This is a genomic window from Pseudomonas sp. 32_A, from assembly GCF_017490905.1.
In the GTDB taxonomy this organism is placed as follows: domain Bacteria; phylum Pseudomonadota; class Gammaproteobacteria; order Pseudomonadales; family Pseudomonadaceae; genus Aquipseudomonas; species Aquipseudomonas inefficax.
Genome location: NZ_JAFGYI010000033.1, coordinates 29,119 through 46,320, shown reverse-complemented (window position 1 = coordinate 46,320; position 17,202 = coordinate 29,119). Strand labels below are relative to the sequence as shown.

Annotated in this window: 17 protein-coding genes; 5 read left to right on the top strand and 12 right to left on the bottom strand. The window is 64.5% G+C overall.

What is annotated here, in order from left to right:
* Positions 1–2 precede the first annotated feature (2 nt).
* The 5 genes from J5M58_RS19085 to J5M58_RS19065 are packed head-to-tail and all read right to left on the bottom strand — an operon-like array spanning position 3 to position 4,257.
* Positions 3–644, bottom strand: coding sequence for a tetratricopeptide repeat protein (locus J5M58_RS19085; protein ID WP_112252217.1), 642 nt, complete (start codon positions 642–644; stop codon positions 3–5).
* On the bottom strand, positions 641–1,447 hold the full coding sequence (locus J5M58_RS19080) for an SDR family oxidoreductase (RefSeq protein ID WP_207879131.1): 807 nt from the start codon (positions 1,445–1,447) through the stop codon (positions 641–643). The genes J5M58_RS19085 and J5M58_RS19080 overlap by 4 nt, the downstream gene beginning before the upstream one ends.
* Positions 1,434–2,114: a TenA family transcriptional regulator gene (locus tag J5M58_RS19075; protein ID WP_112252219.1), complete on the bottom strand. Its 681-nt coding sequence runs from the start codon at positions 2,112–2,114 to the stop codon at positions 1,434–1,436. Before J5M58_RS19075 ends, J5M58_RS19080 begins: the two co-directional genes overlap by 14 nt.
* Before the next feature lie 15 nt (positions 2,115–2,129).
* Positions 2,130–3,590, bottom strand: coding sequence for an AMP-binding protein (locus J5M58_RS19070; RefSeq protein WP_207879129.1), 1,461 nt, complete (start codon positions 3,588–3,590; stop codon positions 2,130–2,132).
* Positions 3,580–4,257, bottom strand: a complete 678-nt coding sequence (locus tag J5M58_RS19065; protein WP_207879127.1) for a thermostable hemolysin — start codon at positions 4,255–4,257, stop codon at positions 3,580–3,582. The genes J5M58_RS19070 and J5M58_RS19065 overlap by 11 nt, the downstream gene beginning before the upstream one ends.
* Before the next feature lie 111 nt (positions 4,258–4,368).
* Between J5M58_RS19065 and J5M58_RS19060 the strand changes: the two genes are divergently transcribed.
* The gene (locus J5M58_RS19060; RefSeq protein WP_207879126.1) at positions 4,369–4,938 is read left to right on the top strand and encodes a hypothetical protein; all 570 of its coding nucleotides are present in this window, start codon (positions 4,369–4,371) and stop codon (positions 4,936–4,938) included.
* 128 nt (positions 4,939–5,066) lie between these two features.
* On the opposite strand, the gene J5M58_RS19055 is transcribed toward J5M58_RS19060, so the two are convergent.
* The 5 genes from J5M58_RS19055 to J5M58_RS19035 form a co-directional block, all read right to left on the bottom strand.
* Positions 5,067–6,743: an MFS transporter gene (locus J5M58_RS19055; protein ID WP_207879124.1), complete on the bottom strand. Its 1,677-nt coding sequence runs from the start codon at positions 6,741–6,743 to the stop codon at positions 5,067–5,069.
* A gap of 234 nt (positions 6,744–6,977) precedes the next feature.
* Positions 6,978–7,115: a hypothetical protein gene (locus J5M58_RS19050; RefSeq protein WP_243432414.1), complete on the bottom strand. Its 138-nt coding sequence runs from the start codon at positions 7,113–7,115 to the stop codon at positions 6,978–6,980.
* On the bottom strand, positions 7,112–7,537 hold the full coding sequence (locus J5M58_RS19045) for a VOC family protein (protein WP_207879122.1): 426 nt from the start codon (positions 7,535–7,537) through the stop codon (positions 7,112–7,114). The genes J5M58_RS19050 and J5M58_RS19045 overlap by 4 nt, the downstream gene beginning before the upstream one ends.
* Before the next feature lie 223 nt (positions 7,538–7,760).
* Positions 7,761–8,687, bottom strand: a complete 927-nt coding sequence (locus J5M58_RS19040; protein WP_112252224.1) for an alpha/beta fold hydrolase — start codon at positions 8,685–8,687, stop codon at positions 7,761–7,763.
* A 185-nt stretch (positions 8,688–8,872) separates the two neighbouring features.
* Positions 8,873–11,389: a UvrD-helicase domain-containing protein gene (locus tag J5M58_RS19035; RefSeq protein WP_207879120.1), complete on the bottom strand. Its 2,517-nt coding sequence runs from the start codon at positions 11,387–11,389 to the stop codon at positions 8,873–8,875.
* A 175-nt stretch (positions 11,390–11,564) separates the two neighbouring features.
* Here J5M58_RS19035 and J5M58_RS19030 point away from each other — a divergent pair, with 175 nt between their 5' ends.
* Positions 11,565–12,263: a pirin family protein gene (locus tag J5M58_RS19030; protein ID WP_047934682.1), complete on the top strand. Its 699-nt coding sequence runs from the start codon at positions 11,565–11,567 to the stop codon at positions 12,261–12,263.
* Positions 12,264–12,511: 248 nt separating this feature from the next.
* On the opposite strand, the gene J5M58_RS19025 is transcribed toward J5M58_RS19030, so the two are convergent.
* Positions 12,512–12,997, bottom strand: coding sequence for an isochorismatase family protein (locus J5M58_RS19025; protein ID WP_085592701.1), 486 nt, complete (start codon positions 12,995–12,997; stop codon positions 12,512–12,514).
* A 61-nt stretch (positions 12,998–13,058) separates the two neighbouring features.
* Positions 13,059–13,970, bottom strand: coding sequence for a LysR substrate-binding domain-containing protein (locus J5M58_RS19020; RefSeq protein WP_207879118.1), 912 nt, complete (start codon positions 13,968–13,970; stop codon positions 13,059–13,061).
* Positions 13,971–14,165: 195 nt separating this feature from the next.
* Here J5M58_RS19020 and J5M58_RS19015 point away from each other — a divergent pair, with 195 nt between their 5' ends.
* Genes J5M58_RS19015 through ttdB form a run of 3 tightly spaced genes read left to right on the top strand, consistent with a single transcriptional unit; the run spans position 14,166 to position 17,068 of the window.
* Entirely contained in the window at positions 14,166–15,509 is a 1,344-nt protein-coding gene (locus J5M58_RS19015; protein WP_207879116.1) for a dicarboxylate/amino acid:cation symporter, read from the top strand.
* A 54-nt stretch (positions 15,510–15,563) separates the two neighbouring features.
* On the top strand, positions 15,564–16,463 hold the full coding sequence (ttdA, locus tag J5M58_RS19010) for a L(+)-tartrate dehydratase subunit alpha (protein WP_112252228.1): 900 nt from the start codon (positions 15,564–15,566) through the stop codon (positions 16,461–16,463).
* Positions 16,460–17,068 (top strand): L(+)-tartrate dehydratase subunit beta, encoded by a 609-nt coding sequence (gene ttdB, locus J5M58_RS19005; RefSeq protein ID WP_003259286.1) that lies wholly within the window; start codon positions 16,460–16,462, stop codon positions 17,066–17,068. The genes ttdA and ttdB overlap by 4 nt, the downstream gene beginning before the upstream one ends.
* Positions 17,069–17,202 lie beyond the last annotated feature (134 nt).

Below are 17,202 nucleotides of genomic sequence, written 5' to 3'. Positions count from 1 at the left end.
GCTCAATCCTGTTTGTCCTTGATCGCTTTGAGTAAAGCATCGATTTCACCGCGCCGGCCTTGGTCGGCCAGCTCCCGCCCGGGTCGGGGCGGTGCCTGCAATGCCTTCTGCAGGGCGGCGCGGGCTTCGTCGTAGCGGTTCTGCCGGTACAGGTGGTCAGCCCAGAAGTAGTTGCTGTCGATACCGTCGGGGTTGATCGCCAGCGCCTGGCGCAGCATGGCCTCGGCCTTGGCCTGGTCGCCGAAGCTCAGCGGCCAGCCGGGCACCTGGTCGTACAGCGCGCCCAGGCTGGTGTAGGCCGAGCCCTGCAGCGCCTTGGGGTCCATGGCCAGGGCCTTTTCCAGGCTGGCGCGGGCGGCCTTGACCTTGCCCAGTGCACCCAACCCGCCGGTGGCACCAGCCCAGCTGCTGTTGACGATGCCATCCCAGATCAGTGGCTCGGCCGAACCCGGGTGCTGGTGCACGAACGCCGCCGACTGCACCGCCAGGGCTTCGAACGCCTCGGCACGCTGAGCCTCGGGCAGGTTGTAGCGAATCACCGCCCAGCGCTGCTGGATGGCATCGAGTTGCTGGGTAGCGTTCTGGTCGAGGGCCCAGGTGAACGGGGCGATGGCCAGCAGACTGGCCAGTATCAGACGTTTCATTTGCTCGACTCCTTGCTGTGCCAGGTGCTGTAGCGACGGATCAGCGGCAGTTGCTTGCGCAGGGCGCGATCGACCACACCCGGCAGCATGCCGTTCAGGCGTACGAAGAGTTTTTCCGGCCAGCCCAGGTACAGTTCGCTACGCTCGGCCTGTACCGCGTCGAGCACCGCGCGGGCGACGTCATGCGGGTCGTCGACGCCTACCTTCAACGCCTGGTTCAGGGCCTGCGCGGCGCTGCTGTTCATCGTCGTGCGGGTGGTGCGCGGTGCGGCATACAGCACGTTCACCGAGGTGTCGGCAAGCTCGCGGCGCAATGCCTCGGAGAACCCGCGCAAGGCAAACTTGCTGGCGCAGTAGGTGGCATAGCCCGGGTAGCCGATCGAGCCATAGATCGACCCCACGTTCACCACCAGCGCACTGGGCTGCGCGCGCAGCAGCGGCAGACAAAGGCGGGTGAGCTGCACGGCGGCCTTGATGTTGAGGTCGAACAACTCGTCCAGGGCAGCCTCGTCCATCTGTTCGAGCAAGGCGAAGCGGTTGACCCCGGCGGCGTTGATCAACAGGTTGCAACTGCCCATCGCCCGCGTCGCCTCCAGCACGTCACGGCGGCCTTCGGCGCAGCGCAGGTCGGCCTGCTGCCAACGCAGTTGCCCGGGGTAGCGCGCCATCAGTTCGGTCAGCCTGCCCTGCTGCCGGCTGACCGCCAGTACACGGGCACCGGCACTGCATAGCTGGGCTGCCAGTTCCAGGCCGATGCCACCGCTGGCGCCGGTAAGCACCGCCACGCAATCAGGCAAGCGCATGCTGTACCTCCTGCTGCGCGGCGCGCGGCAGCCCTTCGAACATGGCGGTATACAGGCGATACACCACTTTGGCAGCGTGGATTACCGCCTGTTGGTCCTCGGGCTGGTCCAGGCGGTTCATCAGGTCACGGTAGGTGACCATGTGGTCCTGGTCCAGGGCGCCGTGGGAACTCAGGTAGCTGAACGCCTGGTCCGGCAGGCCGAGGCTGCTCTGCAGGGTACCGGCAGCCTGGGTGGCCAGGGCAATGCTGGTGCCTTCGAGCACGTTGACCATGCCGAACAGCCCGACCGGGTTGCCGCGGGCAATCTGATCGTAGAGAAACGCCACCATCAGCTCGATGGGCAATGCCGGCCGGCCGCCCACCACCTGATGCGGGTCGCCACCGCAGGCGGCGATATCATCGAGAATCCAGCGCTCATGGCCGTACTCCTCCTCGATGTACTCGCACACTGCCCCGCGCAGCCACTCAAGCCGCACCGGCAAACGGGCCCCGCAAGCCATCATCAATGGCACGGTGTGCCGCACGTGGTGGTAAGCCTGGGTGAGAAAGGCCACATAAGCCTCGAGGCTGGCCTTGCCGGCCAGCGCGTCGCGGATCACCGGGACACTGAACAATGCCGTACGCTCGTCGGCGGTTTCCTGCTGCAGGGTATCGAAGAAAAGCATGGCAAACCTCGCGGATCATTGAAGGTCGGATAACAGGGACTGGTAACACCGCAGGATCTGTTCGCGGCGTGGCCGGCCGTTGGCGGTCAGGGTTTGCCCGGCGGCACTCAAGGGTTCGGGCAGGCGCCGCCAGGCATGCACCCGGGCATAATCCGGCAGGCCGGCATTGGCCTGGCGGATGGCCTGTTCGAGGGTGTGGTCGTCAGCCTGCGGGTCCAGCGGCCAGATCAGCGCCAGGTTGTGTGCCAGGCCTTCGCCGTGGACGAACGCCTGGGCGATCACCCCGCCCTGGGTCAGTTCGGCCTCCACCCACTCGGGGTTGACGTTGCGCCCGAAGCTGGTGCTGTACTGGTGCTTCTTGCGCCCGGCCAGGTACAGGAAGCCGTCGCTGTCGAAGTGGCCCAGGTCACCGGTCGGCAACCACGGCTCGCTGAAGGGTGGCTCGCCCAGATAGCCGAGCAACGTCGAACCGGCCACTTGCACTTCGCCATCTTCGGCAATGCGCACCTGCACATGCGGCAGCGGCCGCCCGACGCTGCCCGGACGGTGCGCCCCGGGGCGATTGAGGCACACCACCGAGGCGCATTCGGACAAGCCATAGCCCTCGAACACCGGCAGCCCGATGGCCTGGGCCCGGGCCAGCAGGCTCGGCGCCACCCGCGCGCCGCCCACCGCCACGAAGCGCAACGGGCCGACACGCATCAGGCCGCGCTCGATGGCGGTGACCAGCCCAAGCAGCAGTTGCGGCACCAGGATCAGGCTTTCGGCACCACTCAAGGCGATGGCGCCCAGCAATTGCCTGAAGTCGACCTGGCTGGCACCGCGAAAACCCAATTGCGCCTGCGGGTACAGGGCAATGCTCGCCCCGGCCAGCAGGGCCGCGTACAGGCCCAGGTTTTCCAGCAGCACCGCCAGGGGCAATACTGCCAGGTACTTGCCTGGCGCCGTGGGCCGGCTGGCGGCCTCCAGTTCACCCGCTACCCGCAGCATGGCCTCGGCGCTCAGGCATACGCCCTTGGGTGCACCGGTGCTACCGGAGGTGTAAGTAATCTTCGCGGTGCCCGGCGGCAAGGGCACGGCCGCTGGCGGCTGCCGGCTCCAGAAGCGCTCACCGGCAGTGAAGCCGCTGGCGTGCAAATCGTCAGCGAAGGTCTCATCAGCCAGCGCCAGCACCGCCCCGCTCTGTGCCAGGCAGTGGCGGCGCTGGGCGCTACTGAAGAACGCCGGCAGGATGACGATGGGGCGCGCCGCGAACAGCGCCGCCAGGTCCCAGAACAGCGCCTCGGGGCCGTTTTCCAGGGCCAGGGCGAAGGTGCCCGGTGGCTGCGCGCTCAACCAGGCCCGTCGTTGCTCGACCTCGTCCAGCAACTGTTGATAGGTATGTTGTCTGCCAAGGCCCAGCAACGCCGGTTGCGCCCCTCGGTGGCGGGCATGCAATTGCAACACTTCCCTGAACAACTGGCATTCACGCGGCATGGCCGGCCTCCTGCACGTTCGCGGGCAAGCCCAGCCGCTCGAAAACGCCACTGCGGGCCAGGGCTGCATGGCCGTAGTCGATATTGCCGACGAACACTTGCGGGTGCTGCGCGTAGTAACTGCCCCAACTGTCGGCATCGCCATTCAGCCGGCCTGGGTCGGCCATGGCCAGCGCCGTGGGCACCAGGCCCAGGCGATGAAAGCTGTTGACCAGGGTCGCGGCCCCAGTGAAGGCCACCCACTGCAAGCCGCGGGCAGCCAGCAACCAGGTCACTGCGATGATCATGATCCGCGCGCTGCCGGCGGTGAGCGCGGCCAGGTTGCCCACTTCGACCAACTGCGCACGGCTCACCGGGCTGCCCGACAGCCGGGTCACGGCCACTTCCAGCGGCTCATCCAGGTAACGCTCGATGAAGGTCGGGCCACTGCCGGCCAGGCGTATGCCGGCGGCGGCCATCAGGCGCCCGTGGCTGTCATGCAGGGCGAGCAGTTCGGGCAGGTAATGCTGCACGTCGGCGTGGTGCGCGCAGGCAAAGCGGGCGTGAATGAACTGTTCCAGCTCCTCGCGCCCCGGCTCCCCCGGGTGTGTCAGCGTCATGTGGGCGAGGCGATCGCCGTGGCTGCCGATAGCCAGTGGAAACAGGCTGGCGCTGTCTGCCTGGGTCATGGCTGTCCCCCTTTCAAGTCAGATCTTGGGGGCAGTATCCGGGGGCAATCTGAAGCCAATCTGAAGTGCTACATTTGCCATAGCCCTCATGCGCACCAACAAGGAAAACAGATGCGCCACGAATTCAGCGAAGTGCTCAACGACCTGGTCGACTACTTTCTGCTCGGCGATATCCAGCTGCTCGAACGCTTCAAACACCAACATGAACTGCCCGACGACCTGGCCCATGCCTTCACCCACGGCGACAGCGGTGACCAGGCCGTGCGCGAAGGGGTCGTGCTGCCACTGGCCGGGGTCGATAACCTGCCCTACCGCATCCTGTTCACCCTGGACAACCATACGCCGGCCCTGCGCGAACCCGGCAGCCGCCTGAAGCACCGCCGTAATGGCTATGTGCTGCAAGTCGAGCACGGTGCGCTGATGCTGTACACCTGGCGCATCCTGCAGCACTTCACGCCCAAGACCCTGGGTGACCTGATGGCCCGCTACCAGGTGCCGGGGCGGCCGATCATCGAGCTGGACAATGGCTGGTATGACGTGGAAGTGCTGGCGGGTGCGCTGGTGCGTGACGGGCTGTATGAGCCGGCGTTCGAGTTCGTGTTGAAGAAGCGCTGGAGCCGGGGCGAGGCTGTTGGGGTGGATACAGGGTATGTGTTTGGGTTGCGGGGCTACTTTGACTGATTGAGCGCCTGTGCCGGCCCTTTCGCGGGTAAACCCGCTCCCACAGGTTCCCCGCTGCCCTCAGGTGCAGTGATATCCCTGTGGGAGCGAGTTTACCCGCGAAGAGGCCAGTCCTGCCAATGTCAATCTCAGGTGTGGTTGATATCCCGGTCCTTGGTTTCGGGCAGGAAGAATATCCCCAGCACCGCCGTCATCACCGCAATCACGATCGGGTACCACAAGCCGTAATAGATATCCCCGGTCGCCGCCACCATGGCAAATGCCACGGTCGGCAGGAAGCCGCCGAACCAGCCGTTGCCGATGTGGTAAGGCAGCGACATCGAGGTGTAGCGGATACGCGCCGGGAACAGCTCCACCAGCCAGGCCGCGATCGGCCCGTAGACCATGGTCACGTAGATCACCAGAATGGTCAGCAGCAACAGCACCATCGGGTAGTGGATCTTCGCCGGGTCGGCCTTTTCCGGATAGCCGGCTTCCTTCAACGCCCCGGTCAAGGTTGCGGTAAAGGCGTCGCTGCGTGCCTTGAAGTCCGCTGCCGCCAGGCCGCTGCCATCAAAGCTTGGCAGCACCCGTTCACCGATGCGGATCTGCGCCACGCTGCCGGGTTCGGCCGCTTCGTTGGTATAGGGGATGGCCCGTTTGGCCAGCAGGCTCTTGGCGATATCGCATGAGCTGGTGAATTTGGCCTTGCCCACCGGGTCGAACTGGAACGCGCACTGGGCAGGGTCTGCCATCACCACCACCGGGTTCTGCTCCTGGGCGACGAATACGTCCGGGTTGCCGTACTGGGTCAGTGCCTTGAAGATCGGGAAGTAGGTCAGCGCGGCGATGATGCAGCCGGCCATGATGATTTTCTTGCGGCCGATGCGGTCGGACAGGCTGCCGAAGAAGATGAAGAACGGTGTGCCGATCAATAGCGAACCGGCAATCAGCAGGTTGGCGGTCTGCGGCTCGATCTTGAGCATCTGCAACAGGAAGAACAACGCATAGAACTGCCCGGTGTACCACACCACGGCCTGGCCGGCGGTGCCGCCGAGCAGCGCCATGATCACCACCTTGAGGTTGTCCCAGCGGGCGAAGGATTCCGTCAGTGGCGCCTTGGACGACTTGCCCTCGGCCTTCATTTTCATGAACACCGGCGACTCGTTGAGTTGCATGCGGATGTACACCGAGATTGCCAGCAGCAGTATCGACAGCAGGAACGGCACCCGCCAGCCCCAGGCCTCGAACACCTCGTTACCCATGACTGTGCGGCAGGTCATGATCACCAGCAGCGAGAGGAACAGCCCCAGGGTGGCGGTGGTCTGGATCCACGCGGTGAAGAAGCCGCGCCGGCCCTTGGGTGCATGTTCGGCCACATAGGTGGCCGCGCCGCCGTACTCGCCACCCAATGCCAGGCCCTGCAGCAGGCGCAGGCTGATGAGGATGATCGGGGCGGCCACACCGATCGTGGCATAGCTGGGTAGCAGGCCCACCACGGCGGTGGACAGGCCCATGATGACGATGGTGATGAGGAAGGTGTACTTGCGCCCGATCATGTCGCCCAGGCGACCGAACACGATGGCGCCGAATGGCCGCACGGCAAAGCCGGCGGCAAAGGCCAGCAAGGCGAAGATGAACGAGGTGGTTTCATTGACCCCGGCAAAGAAGTGCTTGGCGATGATCGCCGCCAGGGAGCCGTACAGGTAGAAGTCGTACCATTCGAATACCGTGCCCAGGGACGAGGCGAAGATGACCTTGCGCTCCTCCCGGGTGATACCGCGTTGGGGCGCGCTGCCCGTGGATGTGCTGTCGAGAACCGCCATGGGGTGCCTCCGTCTTGTCGTCATGCAGGCCGGGAGCACCTCATATCTTTTTCACCATCGCACCCAGGCCCTGGGGGGCTTGCTTTGGATATGCGAAGCACGACGAGGCGGGCCGCCTCGGATCGCAGCAAGGTAACTGAAGCATAATAGGCTTTGCCGGGATATCCACTTGAACCTTGCGCGATCTGTTACCCGACGCCCGGTGGCTTGCGCAAGCTGCGCCGGGAACTCACGTCACAAGGCAACGCAACCCAGCGAATCGTGCAGCAGGATGACAGGCGCGCCCTGCGCCTGCAGCGGCGCCCATTCCTGGGCGAACAGCTTGCCTTGTGCGGTGCCGATCCCGTGCTCGCGAGTGTGCAGGTTACTCATGGAGCGTCCGTTGCCGGTACCGGCCCTTTCAACTCCACCTGGTTGCCATCGGGGTCGTAGCAGTACAGCGACAACCCCTCGCCTTCGGCGCCATAGCGTTTCTCGGCAGGTTCGACTTCAACCTCCGCAGCTTGCAGGTAGGCCGTAAGTGCAGCCTCATCGAACGGCTCGATGCGCAGGCAGAAATGGTGCAGGTTGCGCCCTTCGGCCCCCGGCGCCGCGCCGCCAGGCTGGCCCAGGGGACCGTCCAGGGTCACCAGATCGATCATTGCCGTGCCCGTGGCCAGGTGGACCATGCCCAGGTCTTTGCGCACACGGCTGACCGTGCAGCCGAGCAGTTCGGTGTAGAAGGCGACGCTGCGATCCAGGTCGCTGACGCGCAGAACGAGGTGGTCGATATGCTTGATGGTGAACGGTCGCATGCCAAGGCTCCTTGTGGCCGCTGAATTCCTGTAGAGGCTCGCCCAGCCCTTTGGGCTGCGCTGTCACGCAGGGAACCTGATTCGCAAGCGATCCAGGTACCCTGTGGGAGCGGCTTCAGCCGCGAAGAATCCAACGCGGTGCATGGCACCGGCTGCGCCGGTGTTCGCAGCTAAGCTCCCACAGCCACCATAGCCCAGGTCCGCACGGCATGACCATGCTCACCTACTCGTTTACCAACCGTTGCAGCACGCCCCCTTCATGGCGGGCCAGGATACGCAGCAACTGATCGACCAGCGCGCGATCCGGCGCATCCAGGTGGAAGTGGTGCCCGCCCGGATGCCAGGAGATCTTCGCCTGGCTGGGCAAGGCCGCCTGGCGCCGGGTAAAGGCGTCACCGGTGAATGCCCCCTGGCGACCGAACAGCAGGTACAACGGGCAACGAATCTGGCTGAGCAGGTCGCAGGCTTCGCGCTCGGTCAGCGGCATGGGTTCGGGCAGCACCAGACGTGGGTCGTGACGCCAGCAATAGCCCTCGCCCAGTTGCAGCAGGTCGCGCAGTGCCAGCAGCCGTGCCGCCTCTTCCGACAGCTCGGTGTCCAGGCGCTCGCGGCGTTGCGCCAGCGCCGTGTCCAGGTCCTCGAAACGGCCGACGTCCGGCTCGGCAAAACCCTGCAGCTGGCTGCGCTGCACCATGCGCTTGAGCCGGTAGGCCCGGGCCAGGTGCTGCACGCGGTCATCCTCGGCCACCGTGAACGGTGCGCCCATGCCGTCGAGAAAGGTCATGCTGGCAATACCGCTGGTCATGGCCGCCAGCAACGACGCCACCCCGGTGCCCATGCCATGGGCCAGCACATGGAATTGCGCCAGGCCCAGGCTGTCGGTAACCGCCAGCATGTCCTGGGCATGTTCCCACAGGTAGTAGCCACTGTCGTGGCGGCGATGGTCCGAGCGGCCGTGGCCGACCAGGTCGGGGGCGACCACGAAGCAGCCGTCAAGCATCGGTGCCAGGCGCTCGAACGAGGCGGCGTTGTCCAACCAGCCATGCAAGGCCAGCACGGGGATGCCGTCTTCCCTCCCCCAGGTCCGTACCGCTATTTCAATACCGTCGAGGTCCAGCAGGTGATCCTTGGGTGTCGATGAAGAACGCATGGGTACGCTTCCTGACTGAAGCCTGGCATGACCATGCCAGGCCGAATACGCCGCCGGCCCCTTCGCCTCCTGTCGCCAGCGGCAACCCTTGCGCCGGGCCATTCAGGGCTCCGACACGTTACCTTGGCGCAACCTCAGGCACACCACTGGCCCGTCACCGACCGTGACTTAACCGTCACCGACCCTCACTGCCCGCGCAAGTCCTCGAAGAACGCCTGCCTGCCATCCACCTGGCTGGACGCGCGCGGCGCCGCTGCCACTTCACCGTTGGCGGCTTCCACGTGCCAGTAGCAGTGCTGCACCGCGCGGGTTACCGCTACATAGGCCAGGCGCTGAACCTCTTCTTTCTGCGCGGTATCGAACGGCTGGGCATCACCGGCCTTGCCCAGCCCGGCCTGGCGATACACCTGGTTCTTGTAGGGCGAACTGGTCAGGTACTGGCAGTCGCCCAGCATGAATACGGCATCGGCCTGCAAGCCCTTGGCACTGTGGTAGGTCAACTGGCGCAGCCGACGCTGCTCGGCCGGCAGCGCCGCCTCGGCGTGCAGTACGCCTTGCAGGTGCTCGTTCATCAGCGCCCGGTCGCTGCCCTTGCGGTACAGCATCATCACCGTCTCGCCACGCTGGTAATGCTCGATCAGCGTTTCACCCAGCGCGGCCTCGTCACGGTCGAACACCTTGACCGGCGTGCCCGGCAACTCGGCAGCCGGGCCGCTGGCCCGGGCTTTCTTGCCGGCAATCGCCGGGGTGCCCTTGACCAGATGCTCGGCCGCATCGATCACCTGCTGCTGGCAACGGTAATTGTCGACCAGCATCACCCGGGTGTTGGCCGGTGACGGGAAGGCCTTGGTGAACTCCATGAAGTACTTGGGCGAACTGCCACGCCAGCCGTAGATCGACTGCCAGTCGTCGCCCACGCACAACAGCGACGAATGCTGGGCATGGCGCCCGGTGTGCATCGCCGGGCCACGACGACGGATCTCGGCGAGGCTGGCACGCAGCCAGCTGACGATCTGCGGTGACACGTCCTGGAACTCGTCGATCATCAGGTGCGCCAGCGGCCGCAGCAACGGGTCGGGCAGCAGTTGCAGGTTTTCCGGGTTGTTCTCGCCGAACAAGGCGAACATGCGGTTGTAGCTCATCACCGGCGGCGACTGGTCCAGCAGGTGCGCCTCCAGGGCCTTCCAGTACAGGGCCAATGCCTCGAAGAACAGCGCATCGCTGTCGCCGGAGGGGAAGCTCATCGCCGCCACGGCAGTGTTCACCTCCAGGCCGAGGTTCTCGATGAAATTCGCCGCACCGACAAAGGCATCGAGCAGTGGCGCCGGGGCCAGTTCGCCCTTGACCTTGTATTCGAAGCCGGGGCCGGCCACGGCGTCACCGGCCAGCGAGGCTGCCAGGCGCCGGGCCATGGCGTAGTTGTCGAGCCAGATCAGCGGCTGGTCGCAGAAGGCCTGCAACAGGGTGCGCTTGACCGCCCACTCGGCACGCACTGCCAGCTTGGCGCCAGGGCGCTGGTACTGCGCGCTCTCCGCCGGGTCGAAGCCCAGCACGAGCAAAGGCCCTTGGCCGGCCAGGCGGCCATGCACATGGAAGCGGCTGCCACGGATCTCGATGGTCTCGCGGCAGGGCTCGATGCCTTTGATCGGCCAGGCACCGGCGGCGAACCACAGGTCCTCGATCACGTCGCACAGTTCTTCGTCGCGCTGGGCCGCCAGCTGGGTCACCTGGGCGCGCTTCTGCACATCGGGGTTGTTCGGGTCCAGCGGCTTGAGCTGCAGGGCTTCGCTGCGCAACAGGCCAACCAGCTCGGCAAACCGCGGGTTCTCGCCCAGCAGGGTGCTGTAACACTGGTTCAGCTGCTGGCGCTGGGCATCGTTCAGGCGCAGGTCGAACGGGTTGCTCTCGGCCTCGGCCTCACGCCCGGCCGGCATCTCGTTGCCCAGCGTTTCGAACGCGCGCACCTGGCCAAAGCCCGGCAAGCTGCGCACCAGCGGCAGGATGCGCGAATGGAACGTGCGCACCAGCTCGCGGGCCTGCAGCGGTTGCAGGTTGATCTGCCACAAGGCGAATACCTGCAGCAGGCGCTTGATGAAGTCCTTGCGCGACTCACGGGTGAAGGTGACCACGGTCATCGCATCCAGCTCGTAGCCCAGGTAATGGCGCAACAGCAGGATGCGCAGCACCAGCGAGGTGGACTTGCCGGCCCCTGCCCCGGCCACCACGCAGGTGGACGGTGTGTCGCTGAAAATCAGCTTCCATTGCGCGGCGCTGGGCTGCGCCTCGGCGGGCAAGCGCTGGGCGACATCGGCCTTGAAGCGCTTTTTCAGCTCGGCAGTCAGGGGCAGCCGCCAGTCATCGAACAGGTTGTCATCCCGGCCCGGCACCGCGGCGGTGTCGGGCCGGGTATCGCGGATCACCAGCACCTGACGCCCGGCCTCGTAACCTTCCACCCGCCCGCGTTCGAACCCTTCACGCACGCCATCGGCATGGCCACTGCGCTGGCCGCTGGCGTGGCCGAGGAACCAGGAGTCGCGGTGCTGGGCCTGCAGGCGGGTCAGGCCACGCCCCAGCAGGCGGGCCGCCAGGCGGCGAAACCAGGGCAGTTGGGCAGGAGGGGTAAGGTCGGCGGGGGCCTTGGGTTGCTCTTGGGCCACGGTCACTCCGTTGATGAACAAAATCAGCGGGCATGTTCGCCGCATCGACAAAAAATCGCCAGCGAATGCTTGCAGATCAGTGGATTAGGCGATGAAACGGATAAAACACGCCATCCAGACAAATCTATTTTACTGATTATTTTAAGCCGATATTTACGCTTATTTTCGATACTTGTTTAGCGCATCATGGCCTCATTCCACTGATTCAAGGAGCACGACCATGCTGCAACTGCGACCGTTCGAAAGCCTCGGCCACGCCAACCACGGCTGGCTCGACGCCCACCACCATTTCTCGTTTGCCGAGTACTACGACCCGGCACGCATGCACTGGGGCAACCTGCGGGTGTGGAACGATGACCTGATCGCTGCCGGCAGCGGCTTTCCACCGCACCCGCACCGCGACATGGAAATCATCACCTATGTGCGTGAGGGCGCGATCAGCCATCAGGACAGCCTGGGTAACAAAGGCCGTACCGAAGCCGGTGATGTACAGGTGATGAGCGCCGGTACCGGCATCGTGCACAGCGAGTACAACCTGGAAGACGTCGACACACGTATTTTCCAGATCTGGATCGTGCCGGAGCGCACCGGCGAAGCACCACAATGGGGTAGCCGGCCGTTCCCCAAAGGGGAGCGTGGTGAAGGCTTCGTGACCCTGGCCAGCGGCCGTGCGGGCGATGAGGACAGCCTGCAGATCCGCACCGATGCGCGCTTGGTGGCAGCCACCCTGCGTGCAGGTGAAACCGCCGAGTACCGTTTCGATGCCGCCCGCCGGGGCTACCTGGTGCCGGCCAAGGGGCTGGTGGAAGTCAACGGGCTGCGTGCCAAGGCGCGTGATGGCGTGGCGATCGAGCAGGAGGAGGTGCTGCGGGTGACCGCCATCGAGGACAGCGAGATCGTGCTGGTGGATGTGGCCTGAGGCCTGCCCCTGCAGGTTCGCATGCAGGTGTTCCCCTGTGGATTGCGCAGCCCTTTGGGCTGCGCTGTCGCACAGATAACTGAATTCGCAAGCGATCCTTGTACCCTGTGGGAGCGGCTTTAGCCGCGAAGAATCCAACGCGGTGCATGGCACCGGCTGCGCCGGTGTTCGCGGCTAAAGCCGCTCCCACAGGGTCCCTGCTAATTCAATGAGTTATGTGCAGTTCTATGAGAATGGGCCTGCAAGCGCTAGCCTGGTACAGCCACTTCGGCGAGCACTTCGGCCGAGGTAGTGACCTGGCGGAAGTGATGCTTCCACAGGTCGATGCCCAGCTTGCCCGACCTGTCGAGCGAAGAACCTACCGTCATGTCGGTGACCAGGGTGGGCATCAACCCTGCATCGAACAGGGCGAAACCGGCGGCCAGCACACAGGTTTCGGTCTGCAACCCACATACCAGCACGCGTTCCACACCCAATTTCTTGATGTAGTCGATGGCCTCGGCGCTCTGCCCGTAGCCATGCTTGACGAACACCTGGTCGGCCTCGACCAGGCTGTCGTCCTCGGCCGCCGGGTGCCAGCCAAGCTGCCGCTCGAACGGCGTGACCTGCTCATCGTGCAACTCGACCGAGGCGATGGTGGGGATGTTCGCCGACAACCGGCGCAAGCCATCGACCAGCCACTCGGGCGGGCTGAAGGTGGACTGGACATCGACGATGAGCAAAACCTGGCGCATGGGCGGATTCCGGGCATGGGCAAAGGCGCGGAGTATAACGCGATCGCCTGTGGGAAAGGCCTCAATGCCACGCTGCCAGGCTGTCCCCTTGGCGGAAGAACGCCCTCAGGTGCTCGACGAAGCACGACACCTTGGCCGACAGGTTCAGGCGTTCCAGGTACACCGCATAGATATCCGCAGGCGGCGTCTGGTAATCACCCAGCACTTCCACCAGGCGCCCGCTGCGCAGGTGATCGGCCAGGTTCCACTCGGCCCGCAGCAAGATGCCCTGCCCGTCCAGCGCCCAGTTCAGGGCGACCTCGCCATCGTTGGTGCTGAGGCTGCCATGTACCTTCACCGACTCGCTCTGCTTGCCGCGGCTCAGCCGCCAGATACCGAACGCGGCGTCATTCTGGCGCAGCACGATGCAGTTGTGACTGGCCAGGTCCTTTGGCGATTCAGGGGTCCCGTGGACTTGCAGGTAACCAGGCGATGCGCACAAGCGGCGGCGGTTGGACGCGATCTTGCGGGCGATCAGTCGCGAGTCAGGCAGCTCGCCAAAGCGGATGGCCACATCGATGGCGTCATTCGGCAGGGCAATGGGGCGGTCGGTCAGGTGCAGCTGCACCTCCACTTCGGGGTAGCGCTTGGCAAACGACGACACCGCCGGCCCCACATGGGTACGGCCAAAGCCCAGCGGCGCATTGACCCGTAGCAAGCCCTTGGGCTCGGCACGGCTGCTGGACACCTGCCGCTCCATTTCCTCGATCTCGCCCAGTATGCGCCTGGCATTCACCAGGTAAGTCTCGCCCTCGGCAGTAAGGCTGATGCTGCGTGTGGTGCGGTTCAGCAGGCGTACGCCCAGGCGCTGTTCCAGCTGCGCCAGGCGCTTGGAGACCGCTGGCGGGGTCAGGTTCAGTTCGCGCGCGGTGCCCGCCAGGCTGCCCACCCTGATCAACTGGGTAAAGAAAGCCAGTTCCGATACCGGATTCATAATTAACCTGAGGGAAACAATGAGTTGAATTTCATTGTATTACAGCATTTTTGAAAAACCATTACCTTTTGCCCTGCGTGATTAACCACAACAAAGCTGGGCTCTTCGGCCGCCAAGGCCAGGTGTGACCTGCACCCTCACGAGCAGCCCGGCCGCCAGATAAATCCGACTCACAACAATAATTCGGAGACGGCAATGGCCAAGCGATTGTTCGGCAAGCTCTACGTACAGGTATTGATCGGCGTAACCCTCGGGGTGCTGATCGGGGTGTTCTGGCCACAGATTGGCGCTGACCTGAAGCCCGTCGGTGATGCCTTCATCAAACTGATCAAGATGGTCTTCGCCCCGATCATCTTCGCCACGGTGGTGCTTGGCATCGCCAAGATGGAAAACATGAAGGAACTCGGCCGCGTCGGCGTGCGCGCGCTGATCTACTTCGAGGTGCTGTCCACCTTTGCCCTGGTGCTGGGGCTGGTGGTGGTCAACATCGTGCAGCCCGGCCAGGGCATGAACGTCGACCCCGCCACACTCGATGCCAAGAGCATCTCCACTTACACCGCCGCGGCATCCGGCAACAGCGGCGGCTTCATCGATTTCCTGCTGCATGTGATACCCGGCAGCGTGACCGATGCCTTCGCCAAGAACGAGATCCTGCCAATCCTGCTGTTCAGCACCCTGTTCGGTATCGCCCTCTCGCACCTGGGCCCGCGCGGCAAGCCGATGGTGGATGTGCTGGAAGCGTTCTCCCACGGCATGTTCTTCATCGTTGGCATGATCATGCGCGTGGCACCGCTGGCCGCTTGCGGGGCCATGGCCTTCACCGTGGGCAAGTACGGGCTGGGCTCGATCGTTTCGCTGGGCAAGCTGATGGCGACCATGTACCTGACCTGCTTCCTGTTCGTGGTGGTGGTGCTGGGCGCCATTGCCCGGCTGTCCGGCTTCAACCTGTGGAAGTTCCTCAAGTACCTGAAGGAAGAGCTGTTTACGGTACTGGGTACCAGCTCATCCGAGTCGGTGGTGCCGCAACTGATGAACAAGCTGGAAAAGGTTGGCGTGTCCAAGCCTGTGGTCGGCCTGGTGATCCCTTCGGGCCTTACCTTCAACCCGGACGGCCAGTGCATCTACTACACCATGGCCGCCATCTTCATCGCCCAGGCCACCAACACACCGTTGACCCTGATGGACCAGTTGATCGTGCTGGGTGTGCTGCTGCTCACTTCCAAAGGCTCTGCAGGCGTAACCGGCTCGGGCTTCATCACCCTCGCCGCGACCCTGGCGACCATGGACAACATCCCGGTGGCCGGCATGGTCCTGCTGCTGGGCGTGGACCGCTTCATGTCCGAAGCCCGGGCCATCACCAACACCATCGGCAACGCGGTCGGCACCGTGGCCATCGCCAACTGGGTGGGTGCGCTGGACAAGCAGCGCATGGCCCAGGCCCTGGACGGCCAACTGCCGGTCGAACCCGCACCCGAAACCGAGGCCGCTGCGCCGCACCCTGCCCTTGCACGCATGGAGGCCGGCACACCCGCACCCTGACCTTTCGAAAAACAGCAAAAAGAACCCGCCTTGTGATGCAGTGAGGAAATAATCATGGACAAAGAAACAGCCGTGTCATCGCTTACCGACGTGATGGCCAAGTTCACCGCCTATATCGGCAAGCGCCTGCCCCGCGACGTCAAGGAAAAGACCGCCAAGTTGCGCGCCGCCGAAACCAACCCGCTGGCCATCGCCGTGTACGACTCGATGGCCGACAACCAGGAATACGCCGACAAGCTCAACCGGCCAAGCTGCCAGGACACCGGCGTCATCCAGTACTTCGTCTCGGCGGGCGCGCGCTTCCCGCTGCTGGGCGAGATGGAAAGCATCCTCGAGAACGCCACCAGGGAGGCCACCATCCAGGGGCCGCTGCGCCACAATGCGGTGGAAACCTTCATCGAGAAGAACACCGGCACCAACACCGGCTCGAAAATCCCGTGGCTGGACTGGGAAATCATCCCCGATGCCGACTACGCCATCGTCGACGTGTACATGGCCGGCGGCGGCTGCACGTTGCCGGGCTCGGCCAAGGTACTGATGCCAGGGCAAGGTTATGAAGGGGTGACCGAGTTCGTCTTCGATGTCATCACCTCACGCGGTGTCAACGCCTGCCCGCCACTGCTGGTGGGTGTAGGGGTATCGACCTCGGTGGAGACAGCGGCACGCCTGTCGAAGAAGGCCATCCTGCGCGAAGTGGACTCCAGCCACCCCAACGAAAGCGCGGCGATGATGGAAAGGTTGCTGGAGGATGGCCTCAACGAAATCGGCATCGGCCCGCAGGGCCTGACCGGCAACAGCAGCGTGATGGGCGTGAACATCGAGTCTTCGGCCCGCCACCCGTCCACCATCGGTGTGGCGGTGTCCACCGGCTGCTGGGCGCACCGCCGCGGCAAGATCCGCATCAACGCCGACCTGTCCTACGACATCCTCTCGCACGAAGGGGTAGTACTGTGAAAAAGATCCTGAGCACACCCATCAGCGACGAAGACCTGGCCAACCTCAACGTGGGCGATGTGGTCTACCTCACCGGCCAGCTGGTGACCTGCCGTGACGTTGCCCACCGTCGCCTCATCGAACTGGGCCGCGAGCTGCCGGTCGACTTGCGTGGCGGCGCGATTTTCCACGCAGGCCCCATCGTCAGGAAGAAGGACGATGGCAGCTTCGAGATGGTCTCCATCGGCCCGACCACCAGCATGCGCATGGAAAAGTTCGAGAAGCAGTTCATCGAGCAGACCGGCGTCAAGCTGATCGTCGGCAAGGGCGGCATGGGCCCGGAGACCACGACCGGTTGCCTGGAGAACAAGGCAGTGCATGCCGTGTTCCCGGGCGGTTGCGCGGTGCTGGCGGCGACCCAGGTGGAAGAGATCGAGCGTGCGGAATGGCAGGACCTGGGCATGCCGGAGACGCTGTGGGTGAACCGCGTGCGCGAGTTCGGCCCGTTGATCATCTCCATCGACACCAAGGGCAACAACCTGTTCGAGCAGAACAAGGCCCGCTTCAACGAGCGCAAGGGGGCGGTGATCGAGAAGATCAACAGCCAGGTGCGGTTCATCAAATAACTGCGTGCGACATGGGGCCGCTTTGCGGCCCAATCGCGACACAAGGCCGCTCCTACAGGGGTATCACCAAGCCGAGGGGCAGTGATATCCCTGTGGGAGCGGGCTTGCCCGCGAATGGGCCGCAGAGCGGCCCT

Bases quoted from the DNA above. Each gene is read 5' to 3' on its own strand.
- J5M58_RS19085 (WP_112252217.1), bottom strand. From the start codon at position 644: ATGAAACGTCTGATACTGGCCAGTCTGCTGGCCATCGCCCCGTTCACC.
- J5M58_RS19080 (WP_207879131.1), bottom strand. From the start codon at position 1,447: ATGCGCTTGCCTGATTGCGTGGCGGTGCTTACCGGCGCCAGCGGTGGC.
- J5M58_RS19075 (WP_112252219.1), bottom strand. From the start codon at position 2,114: ATGCTTTTCTTCGATACCCTGCAGCAGGAAACCGCCGACGAGCGTACG.
- J5M58_RS19070 (WP_207879129.1), bottom strand. From the start codon at position 3,590: ATGCCGCGTGAATGCCAGTTGTTCAGGGAAGTGTTGCAATTGCATGCC.
- J5M58_RS19065 (WP_207879127.1), bottom strand. From the start codon at position 4,257: ATGACCCAGGCAGACAGCGCCAGCCTGTTTCCACTGGCTATCGGCAGC.
- J5M58_RS19060 (WP_207879126.1), top strand. From the start codon at position 4,369: ATGCGCCACGAATTCAGCGAAGTGCTCAACGACCTGGTCGACTACTTT.
- J5M58_RS19055 (WP_207879124.1), bottom strand. From the start codon at position 6,743: ATGGCGGTTCTCGACAGCACATCCACGGGCAGCGCGCCCCAACGCGGT.
- J5M58_RS19050 (WP_243432414.1), bottom strand. From the start codon at position 7,115: ATGAGTAACCTGCACACTCGCGAGCACGGGATCGGCACCGCACAAGGC.
- J5M58_RS19045 (WP_207879122.1), bottom strand. From the start codon at position 7,537: ATGCGACCGTTCACCATCAAGCATATCGACCACCTCGTTCTGCGCGTC.
- J5M58_RS19040 (WP_112252224.1), bottom strand. From the start codon at position 8,687: ATGCGTTCTTCATCGACACCCAAGGATCACCTGCTGGACCTCGACGGT.
- J5M58_RS19035 (WP_207879120.1), bottom strand. From the start codon at position 11,389: ATGCGGCGAACATGCCCGCTGATTTTGTTCATCAACGGAGTGACCGTG.
- J5M58_RS19030 (WP_047934682.1), top strand. From the start codon at position 11,565: ATGCTGCAACTGCGACCGTTCGAAAGCCTCGGCCACGCCAACCACGGC.
- J5M58_RS19025 (WP_085592701.1), bottom strand. From the start codon at position 12,997: ATGCGCCAGGTTTTGCTCATCGTCGATGTCCAGTCCACCTTCAGCCCG.
- J5M58_RS19020 (WP_207879118.1), bottom strand. From the start codon at position 13,970: ATGAATCCGGTATCGGAACTGGCTTTCTTTACCCAGTTGATCAGGGTG.
- J5M58_RS19015 (WP_207879116.1), top strand. From the start codon at position 14,166: ATGGCCAAGCGATTGTTCGGCAAGCTCTACGTACAGGTATTGATCGGC.
- ttdA (WP_112252228.1), top strand. From the start codon at position 15,564: ATGGACAAAGAAACAGCCGTGTCATCGCTTACCGACGTGATGGCCAAG.